This window comes from Oceanobacillus oncorhynchi (genome assembly GCF_000821065.1).
Classification (GTDB): Bacteria; Bacillota; Bacilli; order Bacillales; family Amphibacillaceae; genus Oceanobacillus; species Oceanobacillus oncorhynchi.
In genome coordinates this window covers 3852310-3876025 of the sequence record NZ_CDGG01000001.1, presented here as the reverse complement: position 1 = coordinate 3876025, position 23716 = coordinate 3852310, and the positions used below count along the sequence as shown (strand labels likewise).

The following is a 23716-nucleotide window of genomic DNA, read 5'->3' as shown; positions in this document are numbered from 1 at the left end:
AAGAATTGTATATTAAAAATATGAATGACCATTCACTCATTTTTAATTATGTAATCAAGGAGTAAATCATGAATAATCAAAAACCAAAATATCATCAAATTATTGAAGCTGCTGTAAAAGTGATTGCCGAAAATGGATACCATGGGTCACAGGTTTCCAAAATAGCAAAGGAAGCGAATGTTGCTGACGGTACCATTTATTTATACTTTAAGAACAAAGAACATATTCTTGTTTCTTTATTCGAAGTGAAAATGGGAGAATTTATCGATCAAATAGCAAAAGCAATCGAAGAAAATGATTCTGCTTCTAATCAGCTGTATACCTTAATAAAAATGCATTTCACGCAGCTGTCTTCAGATTATTATTTAGCTATTGTGACCCAGCTGGAGTTAAGACAATCAAATATTTCTTTAAGACTGCAGATTAATCAAGTTTTGAAGCCTTACTTAACCGTGATTGACGGTATTATTCAAAAAGGAATGGAGCAGCAGCATTTTAGAGAGGATTTGAATATTCCTCTGGTCAGGCAAATGATTTTCGGTACACTTGATGAGATTGTTACGAATTGGGTGATGAAGGAACAGAAATATCATCTTGTTGACATGGCGCCTGAGATTCATAGAATGCTCGTTAGTGCTTTAACTTCAAAATAAACAGATAATGAAATATAAAAAAGAGGTGATTGATTTGTCCGTTTTGGAATTAAAAGTAGAGGAGAAGGTTGCTTATTTAACAATCAAAAGCCCTCCTGCTAATGCATTATCTTCTAAGCTGATCGCAAAATTAGATGAACTGTTAACACAGATTGAACAAGAAGGGGAAGCCAAAGTGGTTGTCCTGCAGGGAGAAGGCAAGTTTTTCTCAGCTGGGGCAGATATTAAAGAATTTACCGCTCTTCAAGAGGCATCAGAGTATGAAACTTTAGCTAAGGACGGCCAGAACATTTTTAACAGGATAGAGCATTTTCCGCTTCCTGTTATTGCATCCATACATGGCGCTGCATTAGGCGGAGGATTAGAGCTCGCAATGGCTTGTCATATAAGGTATGCAACGGCTGATGCCAGAATAGGGCTTCCAGAGATGAATTTAGGCATTATTCCTGGTTTTGCCGGTACACAGCGTTTGCCGCGATATATAGGTAATGCCAGAGCATATGAGATGATTTTAACCGGAGAACCGATTTCCGGAAGGCAGGCGGAAGAATGGGGGCTTGTTAACCGGATTGTGGAAGAAGATGAGCTGGAAAATGAAGTTCGTCAATTAGCCGGAAAAATTGCTGCTAAAAGCAAGCCTGGAATCAATCGGATTATGCAATTGATTCCTTATGCAAATACAAGCCAATTTGCAGAAGGAGCTGACAGGGAAGCGGGCTTGTTTGGTGAAATTTTCGGGTCATATGATGCGAAAGAAGGTGTAAGCGCTTTTAAAGAAAAAAGAGCAGCAAACTTTCAGGATAAATAGATTTTCTGGCGGTTCCCAAATTACTCGAATGATAAGAGGATGAAGTATTATTGACTGCTTTTTAAACATACATTCTAGTTTGTGACAAGGAGGAAAAAGAATATGAATATTTATGTATTATTGAAAAAAACGTTTGATACAGAGGAAAAAATTGCTGTTCAAAATGGGAAAATTGAAGATGATGGTGCAGAATTCATCATTAATCCTTATGATGAATATGCAGTAGAGGAAGCGATTGTACAAAGAGATAAGCATGGCGGAGAGGTCACAGTGGTTACCATTGGTGACGAAGACTCTGAGAAGCAGCTTCGGACAGCTCTTGCTATGGGAGCGGACAAAGCAGTTCTAATTAATACAGAAGAAGATTTGGAAGAAGGAGACCAGTTTACAACTGCCAAAATTTTAGAAGCATTTTTTGAAGACAAGGAAGCTGATTTGATTTTGGCAGGGAATGTTGCTATTGATGAAGCAAGCGGTCAGGTCGGTCCGAGACTTGCCGAGCTTTTGGGAATATCCTGCGTTACAACGATAACGAGCCTGTCTATCGATGGGGATACTGCTTCGATAGAAAAAGACGTTGAAGGAGATGTTGAAATCATCGAAACCAGCCTTCCTGTACTAGTTACTTGTCAACAAGGCTTAAATGACCCGCGTTACCCTTCACTGCCGGGAATTATGAAAGCGAAGAAAAAACCGCTTGAAGAATTAGAAATCGATGATCTGGACCTAGATGAGGATGACGTAGAAGCAAAAACGAAAACAATCGATATTTATCTTCCGCCTGAAAAAGAAGCAGGTAAAGTGTTAGAGGGAGAGGTAGCGGATCAGGTGAAGGAATTGGTATCTTTATTGAAAAATGACAAAAAGGTACTTTAAGAGAAAGTTTGTATGATAATGCAGCTGATAGTGAAAGGGGATAATAATAATGAGCGATAAATTACTAGTGATTGGTGAAGTAAGAGATAATGATATAAGAAATGTTTCCTTTGAGGCAATTGCAGCGGCGAAGCAAATTGATGCGGATGCTGAAATTGTGGGTGTTTTATTCAGTGATAGTGATTTAACCAGTGCAGGTGAAGAACTAATTGCTTATGGGGCGGATAGTGTTGTTACAGTCACGCACGACAATTTGAAAACGTATACATCAGAAGGGTATGGACAGGCGGTTTTAGAAATTATCGATGAATTATCTCCAAAAGGAATTGTCATGGGGCATACCTCTATTGGAAAAGACCTGACACCAAAGGTTGCAAGCAGGCTGTCAGCAGGACTTATCTCTGACGTAGTAGACATTGAAAAAAATGGCGATGACAATGTATTTATTCGTCCTATCTATTCTGGAAAAGCATTTGAAAAGAAGACATTTGCAGATGATTTTATATTTGTAACGATTCGCCCGAATAATATAGCTGCTCTTGAAAAAGATGCTTCAAGATCTGGCGAAGTAAATACCAAGGATATAGATATTAAAGATTTACGTACCATTGTGAAGGATGTTGTCCGAAAAACCTCGGAGGGGGTTGACCTCTCAGAAGCAAATGTTATTGTAGCAGGCGGAAGAGGAGTGAAAAGTGCAGAGGGATTTAAACCGCTTTACGAGCTTGCAGATGTACTGGGAGGTGCTGTAGGTGCATCCAGAGGTGCCTGTGATGCTGACTATTGTGATTATGCGCTGCAAATTGGGCAGACCGGAAAAGTGGTAACTCCTGATTTATATATTGCGGTAGGTATTTCCGGTGCAATTCAGCATTTAGCCGGAATGTCTAATTCCAAAGTAATTGTTGCTATAAATAAAGATGCTGAATCAAATATCTTTAATATTGCTGACTATGGAATTGTTGGTGATTTATTTGAAGTCATCCCGCTGCTTATTGAAGAAATTAAAAAAGTAAAGGCATAAAGGAAATAAAAGGTCTGTGAGAAATGCTGAGACACAGGCCTTTTGAAAGTAATTTTAATCAATTCAAGCAAACTATTAGGAAGTATACTTATACGATGATATACTCATACTAAGCTTATGATAAGCTGCATGATGTTTTAAGGAGGTAAAAATAATGGCAATTAAACATGTAACGGATCAAAACTTTACAGACGAGACATCAAAAGGTCTTGTACTTGCAGACTTTTGGGCTCCATGGTGTGGACCTTGTAAAATGATTGCTCCTGTTTTAGAAGAAATTGATGGAGAAATGGAAGAAAAAGTACAGATCGTCAAATTAGATGTGGATGAAAACCAGGAAACAGCTGGGAAATTTGGTGTAATGAGTATACCGACACTTCTTTTATTCAAAGATGGAGAAGTGGTAGACCAGGTTATTGGTTTCCAACCTAAAGAGGCATTAACAGATTTAATTAATAAACATGCCTGATAAAGTCACGTTTTCGTTCTGTGGTGATACCTTATCACAGAACGGATTCTTTGATTTCTATTAGAAAAAAGAGAATCCCTTTGTCATCAAGCAGATGAAAAGGGATTTTCTGATGTATAAAGGGCTGGTTATAGATGAAAGAAGCAATTGAAAAAAAGTTGGCTATTCTTCCAATGCAGCCTGGCTGTTATTTAATGAAGGATAAGCATGGGACAATTATTTATGTAGGAAAATCTAAAAAGTTAAGAAATCGCGTTCGTTCTTATTTTCGCGGGGCGAATGACAGGAAAACGCAGCGTTTAGTCCAGGATATTGCAGATTTTGAATATATGGTTACGTCATCAGAGATTGAAGCACTTATTTTAGAAATGAATTTAATAAAAAAATATGATCCTAAATATAATGTAATGCTGAAGGATGATAAATCGTATCCTTATTTGAAGATTACATCTGAGCGGCACCCGAGGTTAATTGTCACAAGACAGTTAAAAAAAGATAAAGGAAAATATTTTGGTCCTTATCCTAACGTGATTGCGGCAAGGGAAACCAAAAAGCTTTTAGACCGAATCTATCCGCTCAGGAAATGTAATAATCCTCCCGGCAGACCGTGTCTTTATTATCATATGGGGCAATGCTTAGCCTGTGGTAAAAATCCGCCTTCTAAAGAAACGTATCAGCAAATTGTTCAAGAGATAACCTCCTTTTTACATGGTGGGTTTAAGGATATTCGCAACCGTTTGACAAGAGAAATGACAGAAGCAAGTGAAGTGCTGAATTTTGAAAGAGCAAAAGAACTTCGAGACACTATCCAATACATCGATGCAACGATGGAACAGCAAAAAATGGCTGCTAATGATTTAGTGAACAGGGATGTTTTTGGTTACAGCTATGATAAAGGCTGGATGTGTGTACAGGTTTTCTTTATCCGGCAAGGAAAGCTGATAGAACGCGATGTCAGTATATTCCCATTTTATGATAATGCGGAAGAAGCAATCGTCAGTTTTATTGCACGATTTTATTTGCAGGAAAACCATCTGAAGCCAAAGCAGGTATTAGTTCCGATAGGCATTGATGATGAGATATTGGAAAAATTACTTGAAGTCAATGTCCATACACCGCTTCGTGGCAGAAAAAAAGAAATGGTAGAATTAGCTGAAAAAAATGCAAAAATCGCTTTGAACGAGAAATTTCAATTAATTGAGCGGGATGAGGAAAGAACCTACCAAGCAATGGAGGATTTAGGAGATTACTTAAATATAGAGACACCTCGCCGGATTGAAGCGTTTGATAATTCGAATATTCAAGGAACAGATCCTGTATCGGCAATGATTGTTTTTGAGGATGGAAAACCGAATAAAAAAGAATATCGCAAATATAAAATCAAAGATGTCAAGGGACCAGATGATTATGAAACCATGCGGGAAGTAATACGCAGACGTTATACAAGAGTACTTCGCGAGGAGCTTCCTTTACCTGATTTAATTATTGTTGACGGGGGAAAAGGCCAGATGACATCAGCATCAGATGTGCTGGAAAATGAACTTGGTTTAAGTATTCCGCTTGCTGGACTTGCTAAGGATGACCGGCATAAAACCAGCGAATTATTATATGGGGAACCTCCAGAGGTCATTCCGTTAAAACGCCAATCGCAGGCCTTTTATTTAGTGCAGCGGATACAGGATGAGGTGCACCGCTTTGCCATTACCTTCCACAGGCAATTAAGAGGAAAAGGACTGTTTCAATCCGAGCTTGACCGTATCCCGGGGGTTGGAGCGAAGCGGCGCAAGCTTTTATTGACGCATTTTAAATCAGTAGAAGAAATTAAAAATGCCTCTTTAGAAGATATGCGTAAAATTGGCATACCCAAAAATATAGCTACAGAGGTTATCGGACATTTAAAGAAGCAGGAAGCAGAACAAAACGATCGTGAAATCGAATAAGTTTCGCGATCGTTTTGTTCAGTTTTAAAGATTATTAATCCTGTATATAAACCGTAAATTCAACTTGTTTCAGGCGACGGTGAACAGATTCAAGGCATTCACAATCTACGTCTTCCAGCTGCTGCAGCGCCTCTGCTATTATTCCGGCTTCTAAACGGAAATCGGTCTCCATATTTGATTTTAATTTCGCAACAATTGTATCGGATAGAAGGTAAAAGGTTTTTACGTTCTTTTTATCTTTTACTAAATCCAGGGTCCCTAAACCCATTTTTTCAAAAAATAAACTTAAATCTTCCAGACTGCTGAACTCAAATTTCCGTGCCAGATTTCTGCCTAAAAAATAAAGAAGTGTATCTTTTTCTTCCCCAAAAAGCTCCGGCAGACCAATATAGCGTAAAATATCATATCCCGCGCCGTCACTATATAATTGCTCTAACTCAGTTACATCTAATTTTTGATTGCTGCCATACTTTGACACTATTTTCATCCTTTCCTTCACGTCTCGCTCGTGTTACATGTCTATGGTTATTATGTATTGTTGTCTGTTGATTAGCAAGTATAGGAACTAGATAATTTAACTTTACTTGCGTGTTCATACAGGTCTCAGCCTGAGCAGGAAAAGGGGACTCCTTCACCGCCTGTCGTCCGGTCATTCGGTTATTTTTCCTGTCAGCTATATTTCGAGATTTTTGAACACTGCCATTAAATTAATAGATTATCCAAGAGATTAACATCATCTGGAACCGCAAACGAAGTTAAATATCTCTATTATAATAACATTCTCTGCGACTTTTCTAAATCTTTTTCTTGGTTTTCGTATGGTTTTGTTTCATTTTGATGTAAAAACGGCGATTATCTTATAGAATGATGCAATAATATAATTCAATTTCTCATGTAATAGACTCAACTATAGCACCTAAGAATAAGCATATATATCTTGTTGTTTCAGGATTATCAAGTTCTTCTTTATTGTGCTTGCTTTTTAGTTAAATCTGCTTTTTTGAACTAATGATAGTGCATAGCTCCGCTCCGTCCCCATGGAAAACAAAACAGTCCGCCGCAGCGGTATTTTACACTCCACCTTCTATTCTTTGTCAAGGGTGTTTTCGAAGGAACGGCCAACTCCTGTTTCTATGGAAATGAAGTTTCTTTTTAAGGTGCGAAAGTTGAGTAATAGAGATTTTAATAAATACTTTTCATTTTCTTAAAGAAGCCGGTCGGGAATTCTTGACGCTTTACAATGTAAGAAGTACAATAATAGATGTTATTGGCTGTACTATAAAAATAAATATTTACAATTTTGTAAAGCGCTTTATTTTTATAGTATACATATTATAGGGATTACGTTTCAAAAGGGGGGTAAACATGGCAGAACAACGTGAGTTCTTCTTTAGAAGACTACATTCGCTGCTGGGAGTTGTGCCGATTGGTATTTTCCTAGTACAACATTTATTTATCAATCATCTTGCTGTGTATGGAGAAGAAGTATTTAATACAGCAGCTGGTATTATGCACGAATTACCATTTGTATTGCTGCTGGAGACATTAGTAATCTATCTACCAATTTTGTTCCATGCGATTCTGGGTGTTTATATTGTTTTTACATCTAGATACAGTACACGACGTTATGGATTCTTCCGTAACTGGATGTTCGCACTACAGCGGGTTACTGGAATTATCCTTGTTATCTTCATTGCATGGCACGTATTTGAAACACGCGTTCAGCTTGCTTTAGGAAATGTGGATATCAACTATAGCTTGATGGAAGGCATCCTTTCCAGCACGCCGATGTTTTGGTTCTATGTGGTAGGGGTTCTTTCGGCTGTATTCCACTTCGCAAATGGATTGTGGAGCTTCATGGTAACATGGGGTATTACACAAACACCGAAATCACAGCGCATTTCTACGTATGTGTGTCTGATTGTATTTTTAGCAGTCGGCTATCTAGGTATAAGATCATTACTTGCATTCGCATATGGTGTATAAATAGTAATGGAATGAAAGAAGGAGTGAGCTAACGAATGAGTAAAAAAGTTGCTGTAGTCGGCGGCGGTCTGGCCGGTTTGATGGCTACGATCAAAGCCGCTGAAGCAGGAGTAAATGTAGATTTATTTTCTATCGTACCTGTAAAACGTTCTCACTCTGTATGTGCACAGGGCGGTATCAATGGAGCTGTTAATACAAAGGGAGAAGGGGATTCTCCAGATTTGCATTTTGATGATACAGTTTACGGCGGAGACTTTCTCGCCAATCAGCCGCAGGTAAAAGCAATGTGTGATGCTGCACCAGGTATTATACATATGTTTGACCGTATGGGAGTCATGTTTAACCGTACGCCGGAAGGGCTATTAGATTTCCGACGTTTTGGCGGTACGCAGATGCACCGTACAGCATATGCAGGGGCAACGACAGGACAACAATTATTATATGCATTAGATGAGCAGGTTCGCCGTTATGAGGTGGAAGGACTGGTCACTAAATTTGAAGGCTGGGAATTCCTTGAAGCGGTTATTGATGAAAACGGTGTAGGAAAAGGAATTGTGGCTCAAGATGTGAAAACACATGAAATTAGAGCATTTCGTTCAGATGCAACCATCTTTGCAACTGGAGGACCTGGTATCATTTTCGGGAAATCAACAAATTCCATGATCAATACAGGCTCTGCAGCAAGTAAGCTTTATTTGCAAGGTGCAAAATATGCAAATGGAGAATTTATCCAAATCCATCCGACTGCTATTCCGGGAGATGATAAACTAAGATTAATGAGTGAATCAGCTCGTGGGGAAGGCGGACGAGTTTGGACGTATAAAGATGGAGAACCTTGGTACTTCCTTGAAGAAAAATATCCGGCATATGGTAACCTTGTTCCTCGTGATATCGCAACACGTGAAATTTTTGATGTTTGCGTAAACCAAAAACTTGGTATCAATGGGGAAAACATGGTTTACCTTGATTTATCGCATAAAGATCCAAAAGAGCTTGATGTAAAACTCGGCGGAATTATTGAGATTTATGAGAAATTTGTCGGTGAAGATCCTCGTAAAGTGCCGATGAAAATCTTCCCTGCAGTTCACTATTCCATGGGTGGATTATGGGTTGATGAGAAGCAAATGACAAGCATTCCTGGAATTTTTGCTGCAGGTGAATGTGATTATTCACAGCATGGCGGAAATCGCCTGGGTGCGAATTCCCTGTTATCCGCAATCTATGGCGGTATGGTGGCAGGTCCAAATGCTATTGAATATATTGATGGGCTGGAGGAGCATGTGGAAGAGCTTCCGGATGAACTCTATCAATCTCGTGAAGAAGCAGAACAAAGCGATTTTGAAAAGCTGATGAATATGCAGGGAACAGAAAATGCATATCAAATCCATAAAGAGCTTGGAGACTGGATGACAGATAACGTAACAGTGGTACGTGAAAATGAAAAGCTGTTAAAAACGGATGAGAAAATCGTCGAATTGATGGAGCGCTGGGAAAATATCAATATTAATGATACGACCCGCTGGAGCAACCAAGGAGTTATGTTCACCCGTCAATTAAAGCATATGCTTCAATTAGCACGAGTGATTACCATTGGTGCATATAACCGGAACGAAAGCCGCGGAGCACATTATAAACCGGAGTTTCCGGAACGAAATGATGAGGAATGGTTAAAAACAACTGTTGCTGAATACAATGCGGAAAAGAATGAGCCTGTATTTAGTTATGAAGATGTAGATATTTCCTTGATTCCCCCTCGGAAACGAGATTATACAACAAAACATTAGAAAGGAGTAAACGAAATGGCTGAACAAAGTAAAGTTACCTTTATTATAACTAGACAAGACGGTCCGGACGCTGCTCCTTATGAGGAAACGTTTGAGATACCTTATAGACAGAATATGAATGTTATTTCTGCTTTAATGGAAATCCGAAAAAATCCTGTAAACAGCAAAGGAGAGCAAACCACACCAGTCATGTGGGACATGAACTGCTTAGAGGAGGTTTGCGGCGCTTGTTCAATGGTTATTAATGGAACAGCAAGGCAGTCCTGTGCGGCATTGGTTGATCAGCTGGAGCAGCCTATCCGTTTAGAGCCGATGGCCACATTCGATGTTGTCCGTGACCTTATCGTCGACCGTGATCGCATGTTTGAAGCTTTAAAACAAGTAAAAGCATGGATTCCAATCGACGGTACGCATGATTTAGGTCCTGGACCGCGCATGCCGGAGAATAAACGCCAATGGGCATATGAGCTGTCTAAATGTATGACATGCGGTGTTTGTCTGGAAGCTTGTCCGAACGTAAATGACAGTTCCAATTTCATTGGTCCTGCTGCTATTTCCCAAGCACGTTTATTTAACGCGCATCCAACTGGTGAAATGAATGCCAGTGACCGTTTAAACGGTTTAATGGAAGACGGCGGAATTGACGGCTGCGGAAATTCTCAAAACTGTGTACAAGTTTGTCCAAAAGGAATTCCTCTGACAACTTCTATCGCAGCAATGAACCGCGCGACCAATATCCAAGCATTTAAAAACTTCTTTGGAAGCGACACAGCACTTTAATAGGTGATGGATAACAAGCGAAAAACCCTAACCACTAATCCGGTCAGGGTTTTTCTTCAACTGAAAATGAAAACGTTTTAATTAAAAGATAGAGATTGATATAAAATTGTACAAGAGAGAGGAAAAAGTTGTATGCCCCGTATTCCTTATATTGAAGATTTTTCGGCATGGGAGAAAGATTTTTCTTTCTATATCCCTATATCTGTCCGATTTTCTGAAACAGATATGTATGGTCATGTGAATAATGTTTCCCCATTTATTTATTTTGAAGAAGCGCGTATTGCCTATTTAAACAGTATCGGTTTTTTATCAAAGGATATGCGTCAAAAAGACGGAATTATTGTTGCTGATTTGCAATGTAATTATCTGAAGGAGCTCTATTTTGGCGATGATATTCGTGTTTATGTAAAAACAGCATCTGTCGGCAATACTTCTTTTGATATTCACTATAAGGTGATGAGAGAAGAGGAGGCCATCCTGACAGCTCGAGGAAGGCTAGTTTATATTGATACAGAAAAGAAAGCCCCAAAAAAGCTGTCTGATGCATTAAAGCAGAAGCTGCTGGAGACATGATCTATATTAATCGCGTTCAAACTAGATGGACACGAAGAGAATGAATAGCCAGGCTGAACGTCTAAATAGAAAAAGCTGGATGGATGATAGTTTTTTATCGTCCATCCAGCTTGCGCATTATTTAGCTCTTCTGTTTTCGCTGCTTTCAAAGAGCTTTCTTAGTTTTTAATTCCTTTCTTCTAGTTAGTAGCTAATTTTTTCTAAATGAATTTAAACTACTACTGAAGCAAGAACTTTTTGAATATCATAAATATTAGTGTCTTTCTTAAATGTTTTAGAAACAAGCGGATTGACTCCGCCTGAAATCTATATTTTAAGTTCCGCATCCATATCAAAATGTCCGGCAGTCTCCACGCTGAAATGGGAGATGCTTTTATACAGTATGGAATGATATTCTGTTTTCTTGCCGGTTAAACCTTGTTTGTCAACCAAAATCAGACGTTTATTGGTGAAAATAAATAAATCACGAATAACTTTAAAAGCTGCGCTTACTTCTTCCCCTTCAATAAATAATTGCTCGTATTCTTTCATGATTTCCTTTTCATCTACGTTTGAAGCATTTCCCATTAAACCATCTAAAATTCCCATCATTTCGTCCCCCAGTTTTATAGTTTATTTATTATACTTTTGTTTCTTCATAGCCATATCTGTAATGTATGTAAAATATTTCTCTAATTCTTTCATTTCATCCGAGCCCATTGCCTCCCATCGATCAATTTCGTGGAATCTCGAACACTCCACCCTATATTCTTTAATCAAACGACTGATTTCCGAGATTGGATTGAATTCATTTTCTAAATTTCTATTATCTGTCCTGCCTAGCAGGTAGTCCACACTTACTTCGAAATAGTCAGCTAATTTAACTACTAAATTATAATCTGGTGTTCTTGTTCCTTTTTCATAAGCAGTATATGCAGGGCGAGTGACACCAATAATAATTGATATTTCTTGTTGGGTATTTTTCTTTTCATTCCTTAATGCTGCTAATCTTTGATTAAGCATTTATTTTTATCCTCCCTATAACTATATTTTACAGTAACAATGTGTTACTTGAAATGGAATGTAACAAATAGCGACTATTCATATAAAAATCTATAAAAAAGTAACAATATGAAACTGTAATCAATTGTAACCTTAATAAGGGAGACGTGAAAAACTAAAAAAGTCAAAATACATTTCTTGAAAGCCTGTAGCAGCAAATTTAGATGTTGGATAGGAATAGAAAAGAAATGGTTTAATAAATAGGTGAGATATTCTCTGGAGCTAAAGAAAAATGAAAAAGAAATGCAGAATAAGGAAAGGATATTCCTATTCATATGTAATGTAATTTAATTAATTTAAGAAAATTTTTTAGTTATAAAAAAGATAAATACTATCTATTACTATTTGATTATATATGGTAAAATTTACTTATTACATATACAGGGGTGATCAATATGTCAAAAGAAAGAAAGCGTGTTTTGAAAAAATGGCAGTTTTTTCTAATCGCGATAATCGCAGCCGCAGCAATTTTAAGCGGTTGCGGGGATGAAGGAGAGGCAGCAGAAGAACCGGATCAAGATGAAATGAATAATGAGGAGGAGACTAAAGAAGCAGAGGAAGAAGCTGCCGAGGAGGAAGAGTCTGAAGAAGCAGAAGAACTTGCTGAAGCGGAGGAGCTTGAAGAAACGGAAGAAATAGAGGAAGAAACGGTTGAAGCGGAGGAGCCTGAAGAAGCAGAGGAGAATCCGGCTGAAGTGGAGGAATCCGAAGAGGCAGAAGAGGATCTGGCTGAAGTGATAGAACCGGAAGAAGTTGAAGAAGAACTTGTTGAAGAGGAAGCATCTGGAGAAAGCTTCTCTCAACAAAATGCAGTGAGCGCAGCTGGCGATTATTTAAATTTTACAGCTTTTTCAGAAAGCGGTTTGATAGAACAACTGGAATTTGAAGGATTTACAAATGAAGAAGCTGTTTATGCAGTCAATCAATTGGATGCAGATTGGCAAGAACAAGCAGTTTTATCGGCAGAGGATTATATAGCATTTACTAGCTTTTCAGAAAGCGGCTTGGTAGAACAGCTGGAATTTGAAGGATTCAGCAATGAACATGCGGTGAATGCAGTCAGTCAATTAGATGTAAATTGGCAGGAGCAAGCAGTATTAACAGCAGAAGATTATTTGTCTTATTCCAGTTTTTCCAAAAGCGGCTTGATTGATCAGCTCGTGTTTGAAGGGTTCAGCAATGAGCATGCTACGTATGCTGCAGAGCAAGTAGGCTTTTAAAAAGATAAATAGTATAAAAGTCACCCTGAAAATAGGGTGGCTTTTTCTTATATAAAATCTGAAGGGGCAGATTTATTATGCGGCGAGCATTTGATTGTTAAACCTTTCATTACTTTTAAAAATAAAAAGTCTGAGCTCTTTTTTCAAAGCTCAGACTAAAAAGCACCTTCATATAGCCTTAGTTTATACCTGTAAGGAATGACGATAAAGTATACGATTGTATGGTGAGTCCTGCCGTAGCATCTCACCACTGAATGCATGTATTGATTTGAGTTCAAAACAAAAATAGAATAAAAAAGAAAATAAATGTATTTTGATCTCGAACGACATGCTGGTGTATCATTTTTTCTTTTTTGTGTGTTTACAGTTTTAATTCGCCCATGCGAAGCAATTCAACAACAGCCTGTGAACGGCCTTTTACCCCCAGTTTTTGCATCGCGTTTGAAATGTGGTTCCTCACAGTTTTTTCTGAGATGAATAGCTCTTGGGCAATCTCTTTTGTTGTTTTATCTTGTACCAATAGTTCAAACACTTCTTTCTCGCGTTTGGTCAGCAGCTGCTTCGGTTTATACCCATTATCCTTCAAATGTTACCCCCTCCTTGCTTTATAGAACTGCATCATGAAGGGAAATTATTTAGTCGATATAGCTTATGAAGGCTGAAACAAAAGAGTGCGTACATTTTTAAAGGTATTTGCCTTGGACGGCTTTAAAAAAGTTTTCAAGAAGCGATTTTTAGTTTACTATGTAATACAAGCAGCAAGAAAATGACTTCATAACCATTGCTATTTAATTAGTGTTAAAATACCAGGAGCAATTCTTACTTTTAGGGGGTATCAATGTGGAAAAAAATAAAGAATTGGAAAAGAATAAAGATGTAGAAGCAGTGAATAAAATGGAAAAACAATTAAGGTATATTTCTGGCATGATTAAACAAAATGGCAGGAAAATATTACATCATTATCCGATTACTTCGCCGCAGTTTATTGCCTTGCAGTGGCTGCTGGAAGAAGGAGATTTGACCGTTGGCGAATTGTCGAACCGTATTAGCCATGCATTTAGTACGACGACAGACTTAGTTGACCGTTTAGAGAAAAATGAATTAGTAGAGCGTGTCCGTGATACAAATGACCGGCGCGTGGTGCGCATCCATCTTCTGGAAAAAGGGAAGCATATTATTGAAGAAGTAATCCAAAAACGTCAGGAATATTTGCAGGATGTTTTATCTTCATTTTCAGATGAGCAGAAAGAAACGTTGAATGATTTGTTAGGCTTTTTGCATGATGAAATGAAGCAAGTTAATGAGAAGTAGCAATAGCAAAAAGGGAGAGAGCGCTTTGGAACAGCCAATTGGTGTAATAGATTCAGGAGTGGGCGGGTTAACGGTTGTTCATGAACTAATGAGACAGCTGCCTAAAGAGCCGCTTATTTACTTAGGAGATACAGAAAGATGCCCATACGGACCGAGAACGAAAGAAGAGGTAAAACAATTCACATGGGAAATGGTCCGTTTTTTACTTAAAAAAAATATAAAAATGCTTGTGATTGCTTGTAATACGGCAACCGCATTTACAATAGAAGAGTTACAAGAAAAATTGGATATTCCGGTTATTGGCGTTATCAAGCCTGGCGCGAGGGCTGCAATCAAATCTACGGAGAATAATTATATCGGTGTAATTGGAACAGAAGGAACGGTGCAGAGCGGTGCATATAGTTATGCACTACGTCAAATCAAGTCTGATATTGAGGTTATTTCTTTAGCTTGCCCTGCTTTTGTTCCGATGGTGGAAAAAGGGATCCTGGACGGGCCGGAAGCAAAACAAGTAGTGGAAACAACCCTGGTGCCTATTTTAGAGCATGATCAAATGGATACATTGATTTTAGGCTGTACGCATTATCCACTATTAAAGGATACTATTCAAGCGGTGGCAGGAGAGAAAATTACTGTTATTTCTTCCAGTGAAGAAACGGCAAGAGAGACGAGTACAACATTAGATATTCATCAAATTGCGAATGGCGATGACCCGATGCCGCCCCATGAATTTTATGCGACAGGAGATTTGAATATTTTTATCGAAATCACACAGAAGATTTTTAAAGATAGTAATTTTGGTGTGCTGACAATTAAACATGCAGATTTGCGTCATGTTTAATCTCAGTAGCTTTAACTCCTATGCAGATGAGAGTGAATCTTTGCATAGGAGTTTTTTCTCACAGCTGCATATTAACCTGACAACATTGCTGCGATTATTCGCTCCATCGTAAAGAGCCATGCGTCGAAACCTCCACTGATTAAAGTTTCAGTTTATGTGGTCTTTTTTCAGATATAAAATGAAACTTCCTTTATAAACTATCTAAATCATGGTCTATTTCTCGGGGTGGGCTCGTATGATTAATAGTACAAACCATCTTGGGAGGTAGTTGCATGAGTAAAATGATAATCCGATTAATCGTGGCTTTTGGAATATTAGTCTTGTTGGCAGGATGTTTTAAAGGAGAACAGTCATCAAAAGAGGTGGATCCTCCGCAAAATGCAGAAGCAGTAAATGGGGAAGAAACAGCAGATGATGAAGCAGCAAACGAGGAAGATGCTGCAGCTCCTCCTGAGGAAGCAGAAGATACGGTTTCTAGAGAGTTGTATTTAATTGATTCAAACGGGATGGTTGCCTCACAAATGATTGAGCTTCCAATTCCTGAAACAAATCAAGTGGCGCAGCAAGTTATTGAATATATGGTTAAAGGCGGTCCAATCACTCCAATGCTGCCAAACGGCTTCCAAGCTGTGCTTCCGGAGGATACAGAGGTCCTTGGCATTGATCTTCAAGAAGACGGTACAATTGTCGTAGATTTATCCGGAGAATTTTCCGATTATGAAGCAGCATCTGAGCTTCCTATTTTAGAAGCTGTTACACACACGCTGACACAATTTGAGAATGTTAATAAGGTCAAGCTTCGGGTGGATGGAGTCGATTTAAAGGAAATGCCAGTAAATGGTACACCGATCAATAATGGTTATACACGGGCAAAGGGAATCAATTTGACCAATAATGATACATTAGACTATTTTAACAGTAGTCCAGTTACCATGTTTTATCCGGTAGAACAGGAAAATAACCGTTATTATGTTCCTGTTACACAATATGTCGAGATGGATGATGAAAATGATTTAACAGGCGTTGTGAATGAACTGGTAGACGGTCCAGGCTATCAAAATCATGTTGTGAATGTTTTTAGCCCGGAAGCAGCCTTGACAGCAGATCCGGTTATAGAGGAAGGAGTTGTCCATCTGACATTTAATGAAGGTATCCTGATGGATTCCGAGCAAAATATTATCTCAGATGAAGTGATGGAGACTATGGTCAGAACGTTAACGCAGCGGCCAAACATCGATGCGGTAAATGTTCAGGTTGAAAATGTGGATGAAGTATTTAATGAAAATGGAGAGCCTTATTCTGCACCGGTGTCAGCAGATATATATACACCAAGTGAAGAATTATAAAAGGATTGCAATGTGCGATGAAGCATCTGGAGAGCAGTTTACCTGTTCTTGAGGTGCTTTTTTCTTTGAACGGATAATTTGAAGATACATACTTCTTTTAACAGCATTCTCATGTTTCTTTTTTCGAAAATATGATAAGCTATGTAATGTGAAATAAGGAGGAAAATAGATGGAAAGACAGGATAATCGAAAACCAAATGAATTGCGGCCGATAAAAATAACACCGGGCTATATTACACATCCGGAGGGGTCTGTATTAATTGAAATGGGCCAGACAAAGGTTATTTGTAATGCGAGTATTGAAGATAGAGTGCCGCCATTTATGAGAGGCCAGGGAAAAGGATGGATTACAGCGGAATATGCAATGCTGCCGCGTGCAACAGAGCAGCGTAATATTCGTGAATCTTCTAAAGGAAAAGTGAGCGGCAGAACGATGGAGATTCAACGTTTGATTGGACGAGCACTACGTTCAGTTGTTGACCTTTCCAAAATCGGGGAACGGACCATCTGGATTGATTGTGATGTTATTCAAGCGGATGGCGGAACTAGAACAGCTTCCATTACAGGTGCTTATGTCGCTATGGCAATTGCACTTCATCAGCTTGTTGAAAAGAAAGTGCTGAAGGAGCTTCCTTTAACTGATTTCTTAGCGGCAATTTCAGTTGGTGTATTGCCTGAGGGATGTGAGGTACTTGATCTGAATTATCAGGAAGACAGTACAGCGGATGTCGATATGAATATTGTGATGACTGGTAAAGGGGAATTTGTAGAACTGCAGGGAACTGGAGAAGAAGCTACATTTAGTCCAAAGCAATTACAAGCGATGCTCGGTTTAGGTGAGCAAGGTATTCAGGAATTGATCAGCCAGCAGAAAGAAACGCTTGGCTCTATTGCAGATTTGGTTAACCAAGACTGATTTCATTGGGGGAGATACCATGAAGAAGATTATTATTGCAACAAAAAATAAAGGAAAAGTAAAAGAATTTAGAGATTTCTTTGCTCCTCATCATATTGAGGTAGTTTCCCTGCTTGATTTAGACGAGGACATTCCAGATATTGAGGAGACAGGGGAGAGCTTTGTAGAAAATGCAGCTATCAAAGCGGAGCAAATTTCTAATCGTTTCCAAAAGACAGTGCTGGCTGATGATTCAGGGCTGGTTATTGACAGTTTAGAAGGAAGACCCGGAGTGTATTCCGCCCGTTATGCCGGCGAACCGACAGATGATCAAGCGAATATTGATAAGGTTCTGGAGGAAATGAAGGAAATTCCTGAAGGCGAACGCGGAGCCCGCTTTGTCTGTGTCTTAGCAATTGCTCAGCCTGGTCAGGAGCCGTTGTTTGTAACTGGGTATTGTGAAGGTCATATTCAAACGGAACAGAGTGGAGAAAATGGTTTCGGCTACGATCCTATTTTTGTACCGGAGGGTTATGAAAAAACAATGGCAGAGCTGGATCCGGCTGAAAAAAATCAAATCAGCCATCGGAAAATAGCGATGAATCAATTGGAACAAAATATACATTTGCTCTAAGGAATAAAGAGGAGGAGTATAATGACAAGCGTACTGATTACAAGTGACAGTCACGGGTTGACGAAAGAACTGGAAGAAATGACGGAAAAGCATGCTGCAGATTTATACATCCATTGCGGTGATTCGGAGCTGGATTTTGATGCGGCAGAGTTGAGCGCTTTTTATAAAGTTGGAGGAAATTGTGATTTTGATTCGCTTTATCCAGAACAAGAAATGTTAGATTTAAATGGTCTTCGTTTCTTTGTAACGCATGGTCATCTTCACCAAGTGAAAGGAAGCTTGACCAACCTATCCTATGCAGCAGAAGAGTATGCTGCAAATGTCGTATGCTTTGGTCATACCCATATTGCCGGTGCTCAAAAAATGGGGAATCAATTATTTATCAATCCAGGGAGTATTCGTATGCCTAGAAATCGTGTGGAAAAAACATACGCTGTTTTAAGCTGGGAAAATACAGATGAAGTGCAGGTAGACTTCTACACTTTAAAAGATGGAAAAATAGAAGATATGAGCTATCGTACTTCTTTGTAAAACGAAACTTCATACATTGATAATGTTATGGACGACTCTCCGTGATAAATAAGATAAAAGCAGTTCATATTTTTCTGAAAAGAGAATGTGAACTGCTTTTATTGCTTTCACTAGAGAATTTTCAAGCTGTTTTTCCCTTGTGTACCGAGGGTTTTCGTCATTTTTATGAAGCCGAGAAATAAAAATTAAAAATCTGTTGACAAAAACTTCTATCCCACATATAATATTACTTGTCCGTTAAAAACGGTGCACATCATTTCATACATAAAACACGGTAATTGCGGGTGTAGTTTAATGGTAAAACCTCAGCCTTCCAAGCTGATGACGAGGGTTCGATTCCCTTCACCCGCTCCATCATGTCCCAGTAGCTCAGCAGGATAGAGCAACAGCCTTCTAAGCTGTGGGTCGCAGGTTCGAATCCTGCCTGGGACGTAAACAGTTTAAAAAGCTCAAAACCTCAATTAATAAGGTTTTGAGCTTTTTTGGTTTCTAGAAAAAGATAATTGGCTCTATATTAAAAACTGGGCTTGCAGGGATATGAATAAATTCAGTTAAGAAAGAAACTAGCTGACGTTATTTTTCGGGTGCAGCAGCTTACATCTATATCACGAATGATTTATAATGCATAGATTTTGATGAAGTGCCTAAAATGAATTTAACTATCTTTTGCAAATTAATATAGACCCGCTGCTTTTTTAAGGGTAACATGATAATGAGACAGGAAGGTTAAACCTGCTGCAGATATAATCTGAAAAAAATAGTTTAAATAGTGCAGGATAGGGTATAACAGATTTGAAGAAAATTTTTGGAAACCCAGAATAGAGGTGAACAAATGAAAGATAGTGCTAAAGTGATATTATTTCCGAATACGAAAAAACAATTGGAAGAAGAAGGTTTGCATGCATTAAAGGAAAAAAGGTACAAAGAGGCATTAGATAAATTAAACAGTCTGATTGCATATCATGAAGGAAGCCATGAAATATACATTGGTAAATTAATGTGTTTGATGGAATTAGGAAAGTATAAGGATGCAGAGCAGCTCAGTGAAGAACTGCTGGCCAGAAAAGACGCACATTATTATCATTACTTCCATATTTATTTAACCATTCTTTTTCAAACAAGCCAGTATCAGCATTTGATGGATTTGTTAGAAATAGAATTTGAGCATAATATGATTCCTGACATGCTTCAAGAGCCTTTTCAGCAGTTATATGAAATGAGCGGCAATATGAAGATTGGGATCGATGAAGATAATGCCGTCAGTTTTATGAAAGAACTTAAGGAAGCTGTAAGGGATGATGATTATCTGAAGCAATGGAATATCATTGATAACCTTCGGCGGATACAGGCAAATCCGGAGGAAGAAAATATCAGACTGCTTGAAAATCCTCAAGTGCATCCTGTTATTAAAACTGCTTTATTAGAATGGTTCAAAGAAACAGGCGTAGAAAGATCTGTCTACATACATAAATTTGAGGCAATGATGGTTACTCAGCCGACGGAATTGATCCAGATATCTGAAGAGAAAAGCTATATAGCTATAACGGAAGAATTAGAAAAAAGGGCAGAAGCCAATCCATCTCTATTAAATTTGATTGAGCAGCTTGTATATCGATACTTTTACGTGACTTATCCATTTACACCGAAAGAGAGTGATATGTTTTCTTTTGCAGAAGCCGTCTATATTCTTGGAAATGACTATTTACAGCTGGATTTGCAGCTGGACGAATTGAATGAAACTGCCCAATCATGGATAGAGTCTATAAAAATTTGTAACTCGCTTTATTTAAGTATCATTGAAGAGTAGGTAGTAAAATGCTTGAAACACAAAAGATATGTGTTATAATGAGGTGGTTGTAAATCAGGAAAAATGATTGATCAAATGAATAATGAAATGCAATGATAGATTTGATTTTGGAGGGAATAATAATGACAACAAAATGGGAAAAACAAGAAGGTAATAAAGGAGTATTAACGTTTGAAGTATCTGTTGAAGACTTTGATCAAGCGTTAGACCAAGCGTTCAAAAAGGTATCGAAGGATGTTCAGATTCCTGGTTTCCGTAAAGGGAAAATTCCACGCAGTATTTTTGAAAAACGCTTTGGCGTAGAATCTCTATATCAGGACGCAGTAGATATTGTACTTCCTAGTGCTTATTCTAAAGCAGTTGATGAAGCTGAGATTTTCCCAATTGCACAGCCTTCTATCGACATTGATCAGATTGAAAAAGGACAACCGCTTGTTTTCACTGCGGAAGTAGAAGTGAAACCAGAGGTGAAACTTGGTGAATATAAAGGTTTAGAAGTGGAAGAAAAATCTGTAGAAGTAACTGATGAAGATGTAGAACAGGAAATCGAAAATCTTCGTGAACGCCAAGCAGAATTAGTTGTAAAAGAAGATAGCGAAATCGAAGACGGCGATACTGCTGTTATCGATTTTGAAGGATTCAAAGATGGCGTTGCTTTTGAAGGCGGACAAGGTGAAAATCATTCACTGGAAATTGGTTCCGGACAATTTATCCCTGGCTTTGAAGAACAATTGATTGGTAAAAAAGCTGGTGATGAAACAGAAGTAGAAATCACTTTCCCTGAAGAGTACCATGCGGAAGATTTAGCTGGTCAGGACGCAGTCTTTAAAGTGAAAATTCATGAAGTAAAAGCAAAAGAATTACCAGAACTGGATGATGAATTTGCAAAAGATGTTGATGAAGAAGTAGAAACACTTGATGAATTGAAAGCAAAAAAACGTGAAGAACTGGAAACAAACAAAAAACAACAAGCTGAAAATGAACAGCGTGAAGAATTACTTCAACAAGCTTCAGATAATATCGAGGTAGAGATTCCAGAAGCAATGGTAGACACAGAAGTAAATCAGATGGTTCGCGAATTTGAACAACAGCTTCAAATGCAAGGCATGACATTAGAAATGTACAGCCAATTCTCAGGACAAGATGAGAATGCTTTGAAAGAACAAATGCGTGAAGATGCTGAAAAGCGTGTAAAAACTAACTTGACGTTAGAAGCAATTGCTGAAGCTGAAAATCTTGAAGCTACAGAAGAGGATATCGATGCAGAGCTTGAAAAAATGGGCTCTATGTACGGAGTTGAGAAAGAACAGCTTCTACAAATGCTTGGCGGTTCCACAGAAACATTAGAAAATGATTTAAAAATGCGTGCTGCAATTGAATTCTTAGCTGAAAACAGCAAAACAAAATAATTTTTATAAACAAGTGAAAAAAGAGGATAAATAAGACAAGGTGCGCCGAGAGACGTGCCTTGTCTTTCCTGTTAATTAGGACAGTGTCGAATAAACGAAGATTTTGTCAAAAGCGGTATTTGTTCCAGGATATAAAGTATACTATACAGATGGAATTGCAAATAGTTGACATTTAAAAGAATTGATTCATACTGTATAGACACACTTATCATAGGATTATCTTTAGAAAATATAAAAAGTATATTGTTTTGTATTTCTATTTGTATCTGATATGATGAATTATAAAGCTGACTGCTAATCCGATACGGCACATGTAGGAGTGAATGAATATGTTGAATTTAGAAGCCGGGATGGGACAATCAAATTGCTCTTTTTGTGGGAAGAACGAAAAAGAAGTTCAGAAATTAGTAGCTGGCCCTGGCGTTTATATATGTAACGAATGTGTTAGGAAAGTCTCAGAGATTGTTGAGGAAGGCGGCGAAAAGTAATGTTTAAATTTAATGAAGAAAAAGGACAATTAAAATGTTCTTTTTGTGGCAAAGGCCAAGAACAAGTACGAAAGCTGGTAGCTGGTCCCGGTGTTTATATATGTGATGAATGTATTGAATTATGCACAGAAATCGTTGAGGAAGAGCTTGGCACCGAGGAAGGCATGGAAATGAATGAGATTCCAAAGCCAAAAGAAATCTGTGATACACTTGATGATTACGTAATTGGTCAAGATAAAGCCAAAAGAAATCTTTCTGTAGCAGTATATAACCATTACAAACGTGTTAATTCCGGCATGCATAATGGGGATGTAGAAATCTCTAAAAGTAATATTGCCATGATTGGGCCTACAGGAAGCGGTAAAACACTCTTAGCTCAAACATTAGCAAGAATTATTAATGTACCATTTGCAATGGCTGATGCAACATCATTAACAGAAGCAGGATATGTAGGAGAGGATGTAGAAAATATTCTTCTCAAACTGATCCAAGCTGCTGATTATGATGTAGAAAAAGCAGAAAAAGGAATCATTTATATTGATGAGATTGACAAAGTAGCAAGAAAATCTGAAAATCCATCGATTACAAGAGATGTTTCCGGAGAAGGCGTACAGCAGGCGCTTCTAAAAATCTTAGAAGGAACAGTAGCAAGCGTACCTCCTCAAGGTGGAAGGAAGCATCCGCATCAAGAATTTATCCAAATCGATACAACCAATATTTTATTTATTGTCGGCGGTGCATTTGACGGTATTGATCAAGTAATCAAGCGTCGTATAGGTAAAAAAGTAATTGGTTTTGGTGCAAATGAAGAGCAGGAAGAATTGGATACAGCACAATTGCTGTCTAAAGTTCTTCCGGAAGATTTATTACGCTATGGTTTAATCCCAGAATTTATTGGACGTATTCCGGTAATTGGCAGTCTTACTCCGCTGGATGAAGATGCCCTGATTGAAATTTTGACTAAACCAAAGAATGCACTTGTTAAACAGTATCAAAAGCTGTTTGAAATTGATAATGTCGAGCTTGAATTTGAACAGGATGCGCTTATCGAAATTGCTAAGAAAGCTATTGAACGGAAGACTGGTGCACGCGGACTTCGTTCTATCATAGAAGGAATCATTGTAGATGTTATGTTCGACCTTCCTTCTAGAGAAGACGTAGAAAAATGCATCATTACAAAGGACACTGTTATCCAGGAAGATGGAAGTCCAAAACTTGTTTTCCAGGACGGTACCGTTCAAGAAGGAAATGAGAAGTTACCAAAGGAAAGTGCATAAGCATAAACGGTTGAGGAATGCAG

The 23716-nt window shown here is 38.2% G+C and carries 24 protein-coding genes, 2 tRNA genes and 1 pseudogene; 23 read left to right on the top strand and 4 right to left on the bottom strand.

The genetic code is table 11. From position 1 onward, the window contains the following. Positions 1–68: 68 nt before the first annotated feature. The 6 genes from BN997_RS18555 to uvrC all read left to right on the top strand — a co-directional run bounded on the left by BN997_RS18555 (position 69) and on the right by uvrC (position 5770). The gene (locus BN997_RS18555) at positions 69–653 is read left to right on the top strand and encodes a TetR/AcrR family transcriptional regulator (RefSeq protein ID WP_042534442.1); all 585 of its coding nucleotides are present in this window, start codon (positions 69–71) and stop codon (positions 651–653) included. A gap of 34 nt (positions 654–687) precedes the next feature. After that, entirely contained in the window at positions 688–1461 is a 774-nt protein-coding gene (locus BN997_RS18550; protein WP_042534440.1) for an enoyl-CoA hydratase, read from the top strand. 102 nt (positions 1462–1563) lie between these two features. Further along, the gene (locus BN997_RS18545) at positions 1564–2337 is read left to right on the top strand and encodes an electron transfer flavoprotein subunit beta/FixA family protein (RefSeq protein WP_042534438.1); all 774 of its coding nucleotides are present in this window, start codon (positions 1564–1566) and stop codon (positions 2335–2337) included. A 49-nt stretch (positions 2338–2386) separates the two neighbouring features. Continuing rightward, the gene (locus BN997_RS18540; RefSeq protein WP_042534436.1) at positions 2387–3361 is read left to right on the top strand and encodes an electron transfer flavoprotein subunit alpha/FixB family protein; all 975 of its coding nucleotides are present in this window, start codon (positions 2387–2389) and stop codon (positions 3359–3361) included. Between the two features lie 154 nt (positions 3362–3515). Then, positions 3516–3830, top strand: a complete 315-nt coding sequence (gene trxA, locus BN997_RS18535; protein WP_042534434.1) for a thioredoxin — start codon at positions 3516–3518, stop codon at positions 3828–3830. Positions 3831–3964: 134 nt separating this feature from the next. Continuing rightward, the gene (gene uvrC, locus BN997_RS18530) at positions 3965–5770 is read left to right on the top strand and encodes an excinuclease ABC subunit UvrC (protein ID WP_042534433.1); all 1806 of its coding nucleotides are present in this window, start codon (positions 3965–3967) and stop codon (positions 5768–5770) included. A 34-nt stretch (positions 5771–5804) separates the two neighbouring features. On the opposite strand, the gene BN997_RS18525 is transcribed toward uvrC, so the two are convergent. Next, positions 5805–6248, bottom strand: a complete 444-nt coding sequence (locus tag BN997_RS18525; protein WP_244882405.1) for a DUF2507 domain-containing protein — start codon at positions 6246–6248, stop codon at positions 5805–5807. A gap of 887 nt (positions 6249–7135) precedes the next feature. On the opposite strand from BN997_RS18525, the gene BN997_RS18520 reads away from it, so the two are divergent. From BN997_RS18520 to BN997_RS18505, 4 genes are all read left to right on the top strand, one after another. Continuing rightward, positions 7136–7756, top strand: a complete 621-nt coding sequence (locus BN997_RS18520) for a succinate dehydrogenase cytochrome b558 subunit (RefSeq protein WP_042534431.1) — start codon at positions 7136–7138, stop codon at positions 7754–7756. Between the two features lie 35 nt (positions 7757–7791). Next, the gene (sdhA, locus tag BN997_RS18515) at positions 7792–9540 is read left to right on the top strand and encodes a succinate dehydrogenase flavoprotein subunit (RefSeq protein WP_042534430.1); all 1749 of its coding nucleotides are present in this window, start codon (positions 7792–7794) and stop codon (positions 9538–9540) included. A 15-nt stretch (positions 9541–9555) separates the two neighbouring features. After that, positions 9556–10320 (top strand): succinate dehydrogenase iron-sulfur subunit, encoded by a 765-nt coding sequence (sdhB, locus tag BN997_RS18510; protein ID WP_042534429.1) that lies wholly within the window; start codon positions 9556–9558, stop codon positions 10318–10320. Positions 10321–10452: 132 nt separating this feature from the next. After that, positions 10453–10893, top strand: a complete 441-nt coding sequence (locus tag BN997_RS18505; protein WP_042534428.1) for an acyl-CoA thioesterase — start codon at positions 10453–10455, stop codon at positions 10891–10893. Between the two features lie 210 nt (positions 10894–11103). Here BN997_RS18505 and BN997_RS18500 read toward each other — a convergent pair. Then, positions 11104–11481: pseudogene (locus BN997_RS18500) on the bottom strand (PH domain-containing protein). 24 nt (positions 11482–11505) lie between these two features. Beyond that, positions 11506–11895, bottom strand: coding sequence for a helix-turn-helix domain-containing protein (locus tag BN997_RS18495; protein WP_042534427.1), 390 nt, complete (start codon positions 11893–11895; stop codon positions 11506–11508). Positions 11896–12329: 434 nt separating this feature from the next. On the opposite strand from BN997_RS18495, the gene BN997_RS23390 reads away from it, so the two are divergent. Continuing rightward, on the top strand, positions 12330–13154 hold the full coding sequence (locus BN997_RS23390) for an Ltp family lipoprotein (RefSeq protein ID WP_052485081.1): 825 nt from the start codon (positions 12330–12332) through the stop codon (positions 13152–13154). A 361-nt stretch (positions 13155–13515) separates the two neighbouring features. Here BN997_RS23390 and BN997_RS18485 read toward each other — a convergent pair whose 3' ends face one another. After that, positions 13516–13740, bottom strand: a complete 225-nt coding sequence (locus BN997_RS18485; RefSeq protein ID WP_040981732.1) for a helix-turn-helix domain-containing protein — start codon at positions 13738–13740, stop codon at positions 13516–13518. A 308-nt stretch (positions 13741–14048) separates the two neighbouring features. Between BN997_RS18485 and BN997_RS18480 the strand changes: the two genes are divergently transcribed. From BN997_RS18480 to clpX, 12 genes are all read left to right on the top strand, one after another. Next, positions 14049–14465: a MarR family winged helix-turn-helix transcriptional regulator gene (locus BN997_RS18480; protein WP_175297093.1), complete on the top strand. Its 417-nt coding sequence runs from the start codon at positions 14049–14051 to the stop codon at positions 14463–14465. Positions 14466–14490: 25 nt separating this feature from the next. Continuing rightward, positions 14491–15306, top strand: a complete 816-nt coding sequence (gene racE, locus BN997_RS18475) for a glutamate racemase (RefSeq protein WP_042534426.1) — start codon at positions 14491–14493, stop codon at positions 15304–15306. 272 nt (positions 15307–15578) lie between these two features. After that, on the top strand, positions 15579–16652 hold the full coding sequence (locus BN997_RS18470; protein ID WP_042534425.1) for a GerMN domain-containing protein: 1074 nt from the start codon (positions 15579–15581) through the stop codon (positions 16650–16652). Positions 16653–16821: 169 nt separating this feature from the next. After that, a complete protein-coding gene (gene rph, locus BN997_RS18465) occupies positions 16822–17568 on the top strand; it encodes a ribonuclease PH (protein WP_042534424.1) in 747 nt (248 codons plus the stop codon). A gap of 19 nt (positions 17569–17587) precedes the next feature. After that, positions 17588–18181 (top strand): XTP/dITP diphosphatase, encoded by a 594-nt coding sequence (locus tag BN997_RS18460; RefSeq protein WP_042534423.1) that lies wholly within the window; start codon positions 17588–17590, stop codon positions 18179–18181. A gap of 21 nt (positions 18182–18202) precedes the next feature. Beyond that, positions 18203–18712, top strand: a complete 510-nt coding sequence (locus tag BN997_RS18455; protein WP_042534422.1) for a metallophosphoesterase — start codon at positions 18203–18205, stop codon at positions 18710–18712. Positions 18713–18992: 280 nt separating this feature from the next. Continuing rightward, positions 18993–19066 (top strand) — tRNA-Gly (locus tag BN997_RS18450). A 4-nt stretch (positions 19067–19070) separates the two neighbouring features. Further along, a tRNA-Arg gene (locus tag BN997_RS18445) sits at positions 19071–19144 on the top strand. Between the two features lie 400 nt (positions 19145–19544). Continuing rightward, entirely contained in the window at positions 19545–20519 is a 975-nt protein-coding gene (locus BN997_RS18440) for a tetratricopeptide repeat protein (RefSeq protein ID WP_042534421.1), read from the top strand. Positions 20520–20641: 122 nt separating this feature from the next. Beyond that, positions 20642–21928: a trigger factor gene (gene tig / locus BN997_RS18435; RefSeq protein ID WP_042534420.1), complete on the top strand. Its 1287-nt coding sequence runs from the start codon at positions 20642–20644 to the stop codon at positions 21926–21928. Between the two features lie 329 nt (positions 21929–22257). Further along, the gene (locus BN997_RS22760) at positions 22258–22416 is read left to right on the top strand and encodes a ClpX C4-type zinc finger protein (RefSeq protein WP_139089140.1); all 159 of its coding nucleotides are present in this window, start codon (positions 22258–22260) and stop codon (positions 22414–22416) included. Then, entirely contained in the window at positions 22416–23693 is a 1278-nt protein-coding gene (gene clpX / locus BN997_RS18430; protein ID WP_042534419.1) for an ATP-dependent protease ATP-binding subunit ClpX, read from the top strand. Before BN997_RS22760 ends, clpX begins: the two co-directional genes overlap by 1 nt. Positions 23694–23716: the final 23 nt, after the last annotated feature.

What these genes read in the sequence shown, in the direction of transcription:
- BN997_RS18555 (WP_042534442.1), top strand. Translation starts at nt 69, where the DNA reads ATGAATAATCAAAAACCAAAATATCATCAAATTATTGAAGCTGCTGTA.
- BN997_RS18545 (WP_042534438.1), top strand. Translation starts at nt 1,564, where the DNA reads ATGAATATTTATGTATTATTGAAAAAAACGTTTGATACAGAGGAAAAA.
- BN997_RS18540 (WP_042534436.1), top strand. Translation starts at nt 2,387, where the DNA reads ATGAGCGATAAATTACTAGTGATTGGTGAAGTAAGAGATAATGATATA.
- trxA (WP_042534434.1), top strand. Translation starts at nt 3,516, where the DNA reads ATGGCAATTAAACATGTAACGGATCAAAACTTTACAGACGAGACATCA.
- uvrC (WP_042534433.1), top strand. Translation starts at nt 3,965, where the DNA reads ATGAAAGAAGCAATTGAAAAAAAGTTGGCTATTCTTCCAATGCAGCCT.
- BN997_RS18520 (WP_042534431.1), top strand. Translation starts at nt 7,136, where the DNA reads ATGGCAGAACAACGTGAGTTCTTCTTTAGAAGACTACATTCGCTGCTG.
- sdhA (WP_042534430.1), top strand. Translation starts at nt 7,792, where the DNA reads ATGAGTAAAAAAGTTGCTGTAGTCGGCGGCGGTCTGGCCGGTTTGATG.
- sdhB (WP_042534429.1), top strand. Translation starts at nt 9,556, where the DNA reads ATGGCTGAACAAAGTAAAGTTACCTTTATTATAACTAGACAAGACGGT.
- BN997_RS18505 (WP_042534428.1), top strand. Translation starts at nt 10,453, where the DNA reads ATGCCCCGTATTCCTTATATTGAAGATTTTTCGGCATGGGAGAAAGAT.
- BN997_RS18495 (WP_042534427.1), bottom strand. Translation starts at nt 11,895, where the DNA reads ATGCTTAATCAAAGATTAGCAGCATTAAGGAATGAAAAGAAAAATACC.
- BN997_RS23390 (WP_052485081.1), top strand. Translation starts at nt 12,330, where the DNA reads ATGTCAAAAGAAAGAAAGCGTGTTTTGAAAAAATGGCAGTTTTTTCTA.
- BN997_RS18480 (WP_175297093.1), top strand. Translation starts at nt 14,049, where the DNA reads ATGGAAAAACAATTAAGGTATATTTCTGGCATGATTAAACAAAATGGC.
- BN997_RS18470 (WP_042534425.1), top strand. Translation starts at nt 15,579, where the DNA reads ATGAGTAAAATGATAATCCGATTAATCGTGGCTTTTGGAATATTAGTC.
- rph (WP_042534424.1), top strand. Translation starts at nt 16,822, where the DNA reads ATGGAAAGACAGGATAATCGAAAACCAAATGAATTGCGGCCGATAAAA.
- BN997_RS18460 (WP_042534423.1), top strand. Translation starts at nt 17,588, where the DNA reads ATGAAGAAGATTATTATTGCAACAAAAAATAAAGGAAAAGTAAAAGAA.
- BN997_RS18455 (WP_042534422.1), top strand. Translation starts at nt 18,203, where the DNA reads ATGACAAGCGTACTGATTACAAGTGACAGTCACGGGTTGACGAAAGAA.
- BN997_RS18440 (WP_042534421.1), top strand. Translation starts at nt 19,545, where the DNA reads ATGAAAGATAGTGCTAAAGTGATATTATTTCCGAATACGAAAAAACAA.
- tig (WP_042534420.1), top strand. Translation starts at nt 20,642, where the DNA reads ATGACAACAAAATGGGAAAAACAAGAAGGTAATAAAGGAGTATTAACG.
- BN997_RS22760 (WP_139089140.1), top strand. Translation starts at nt 22,258, where the DNA reads ATGTTGAATTTAGAAGCCGGGATGGGACAATCAAATTGCTCTTTTTGT.
- clpX (WP_042534419.1), top strand. Translation starts at nt 22,416, where the DNA reads ATGTTTAAATTTAATGAAGAAAAAGGACAATTAAAATGTTCTTTTTGT.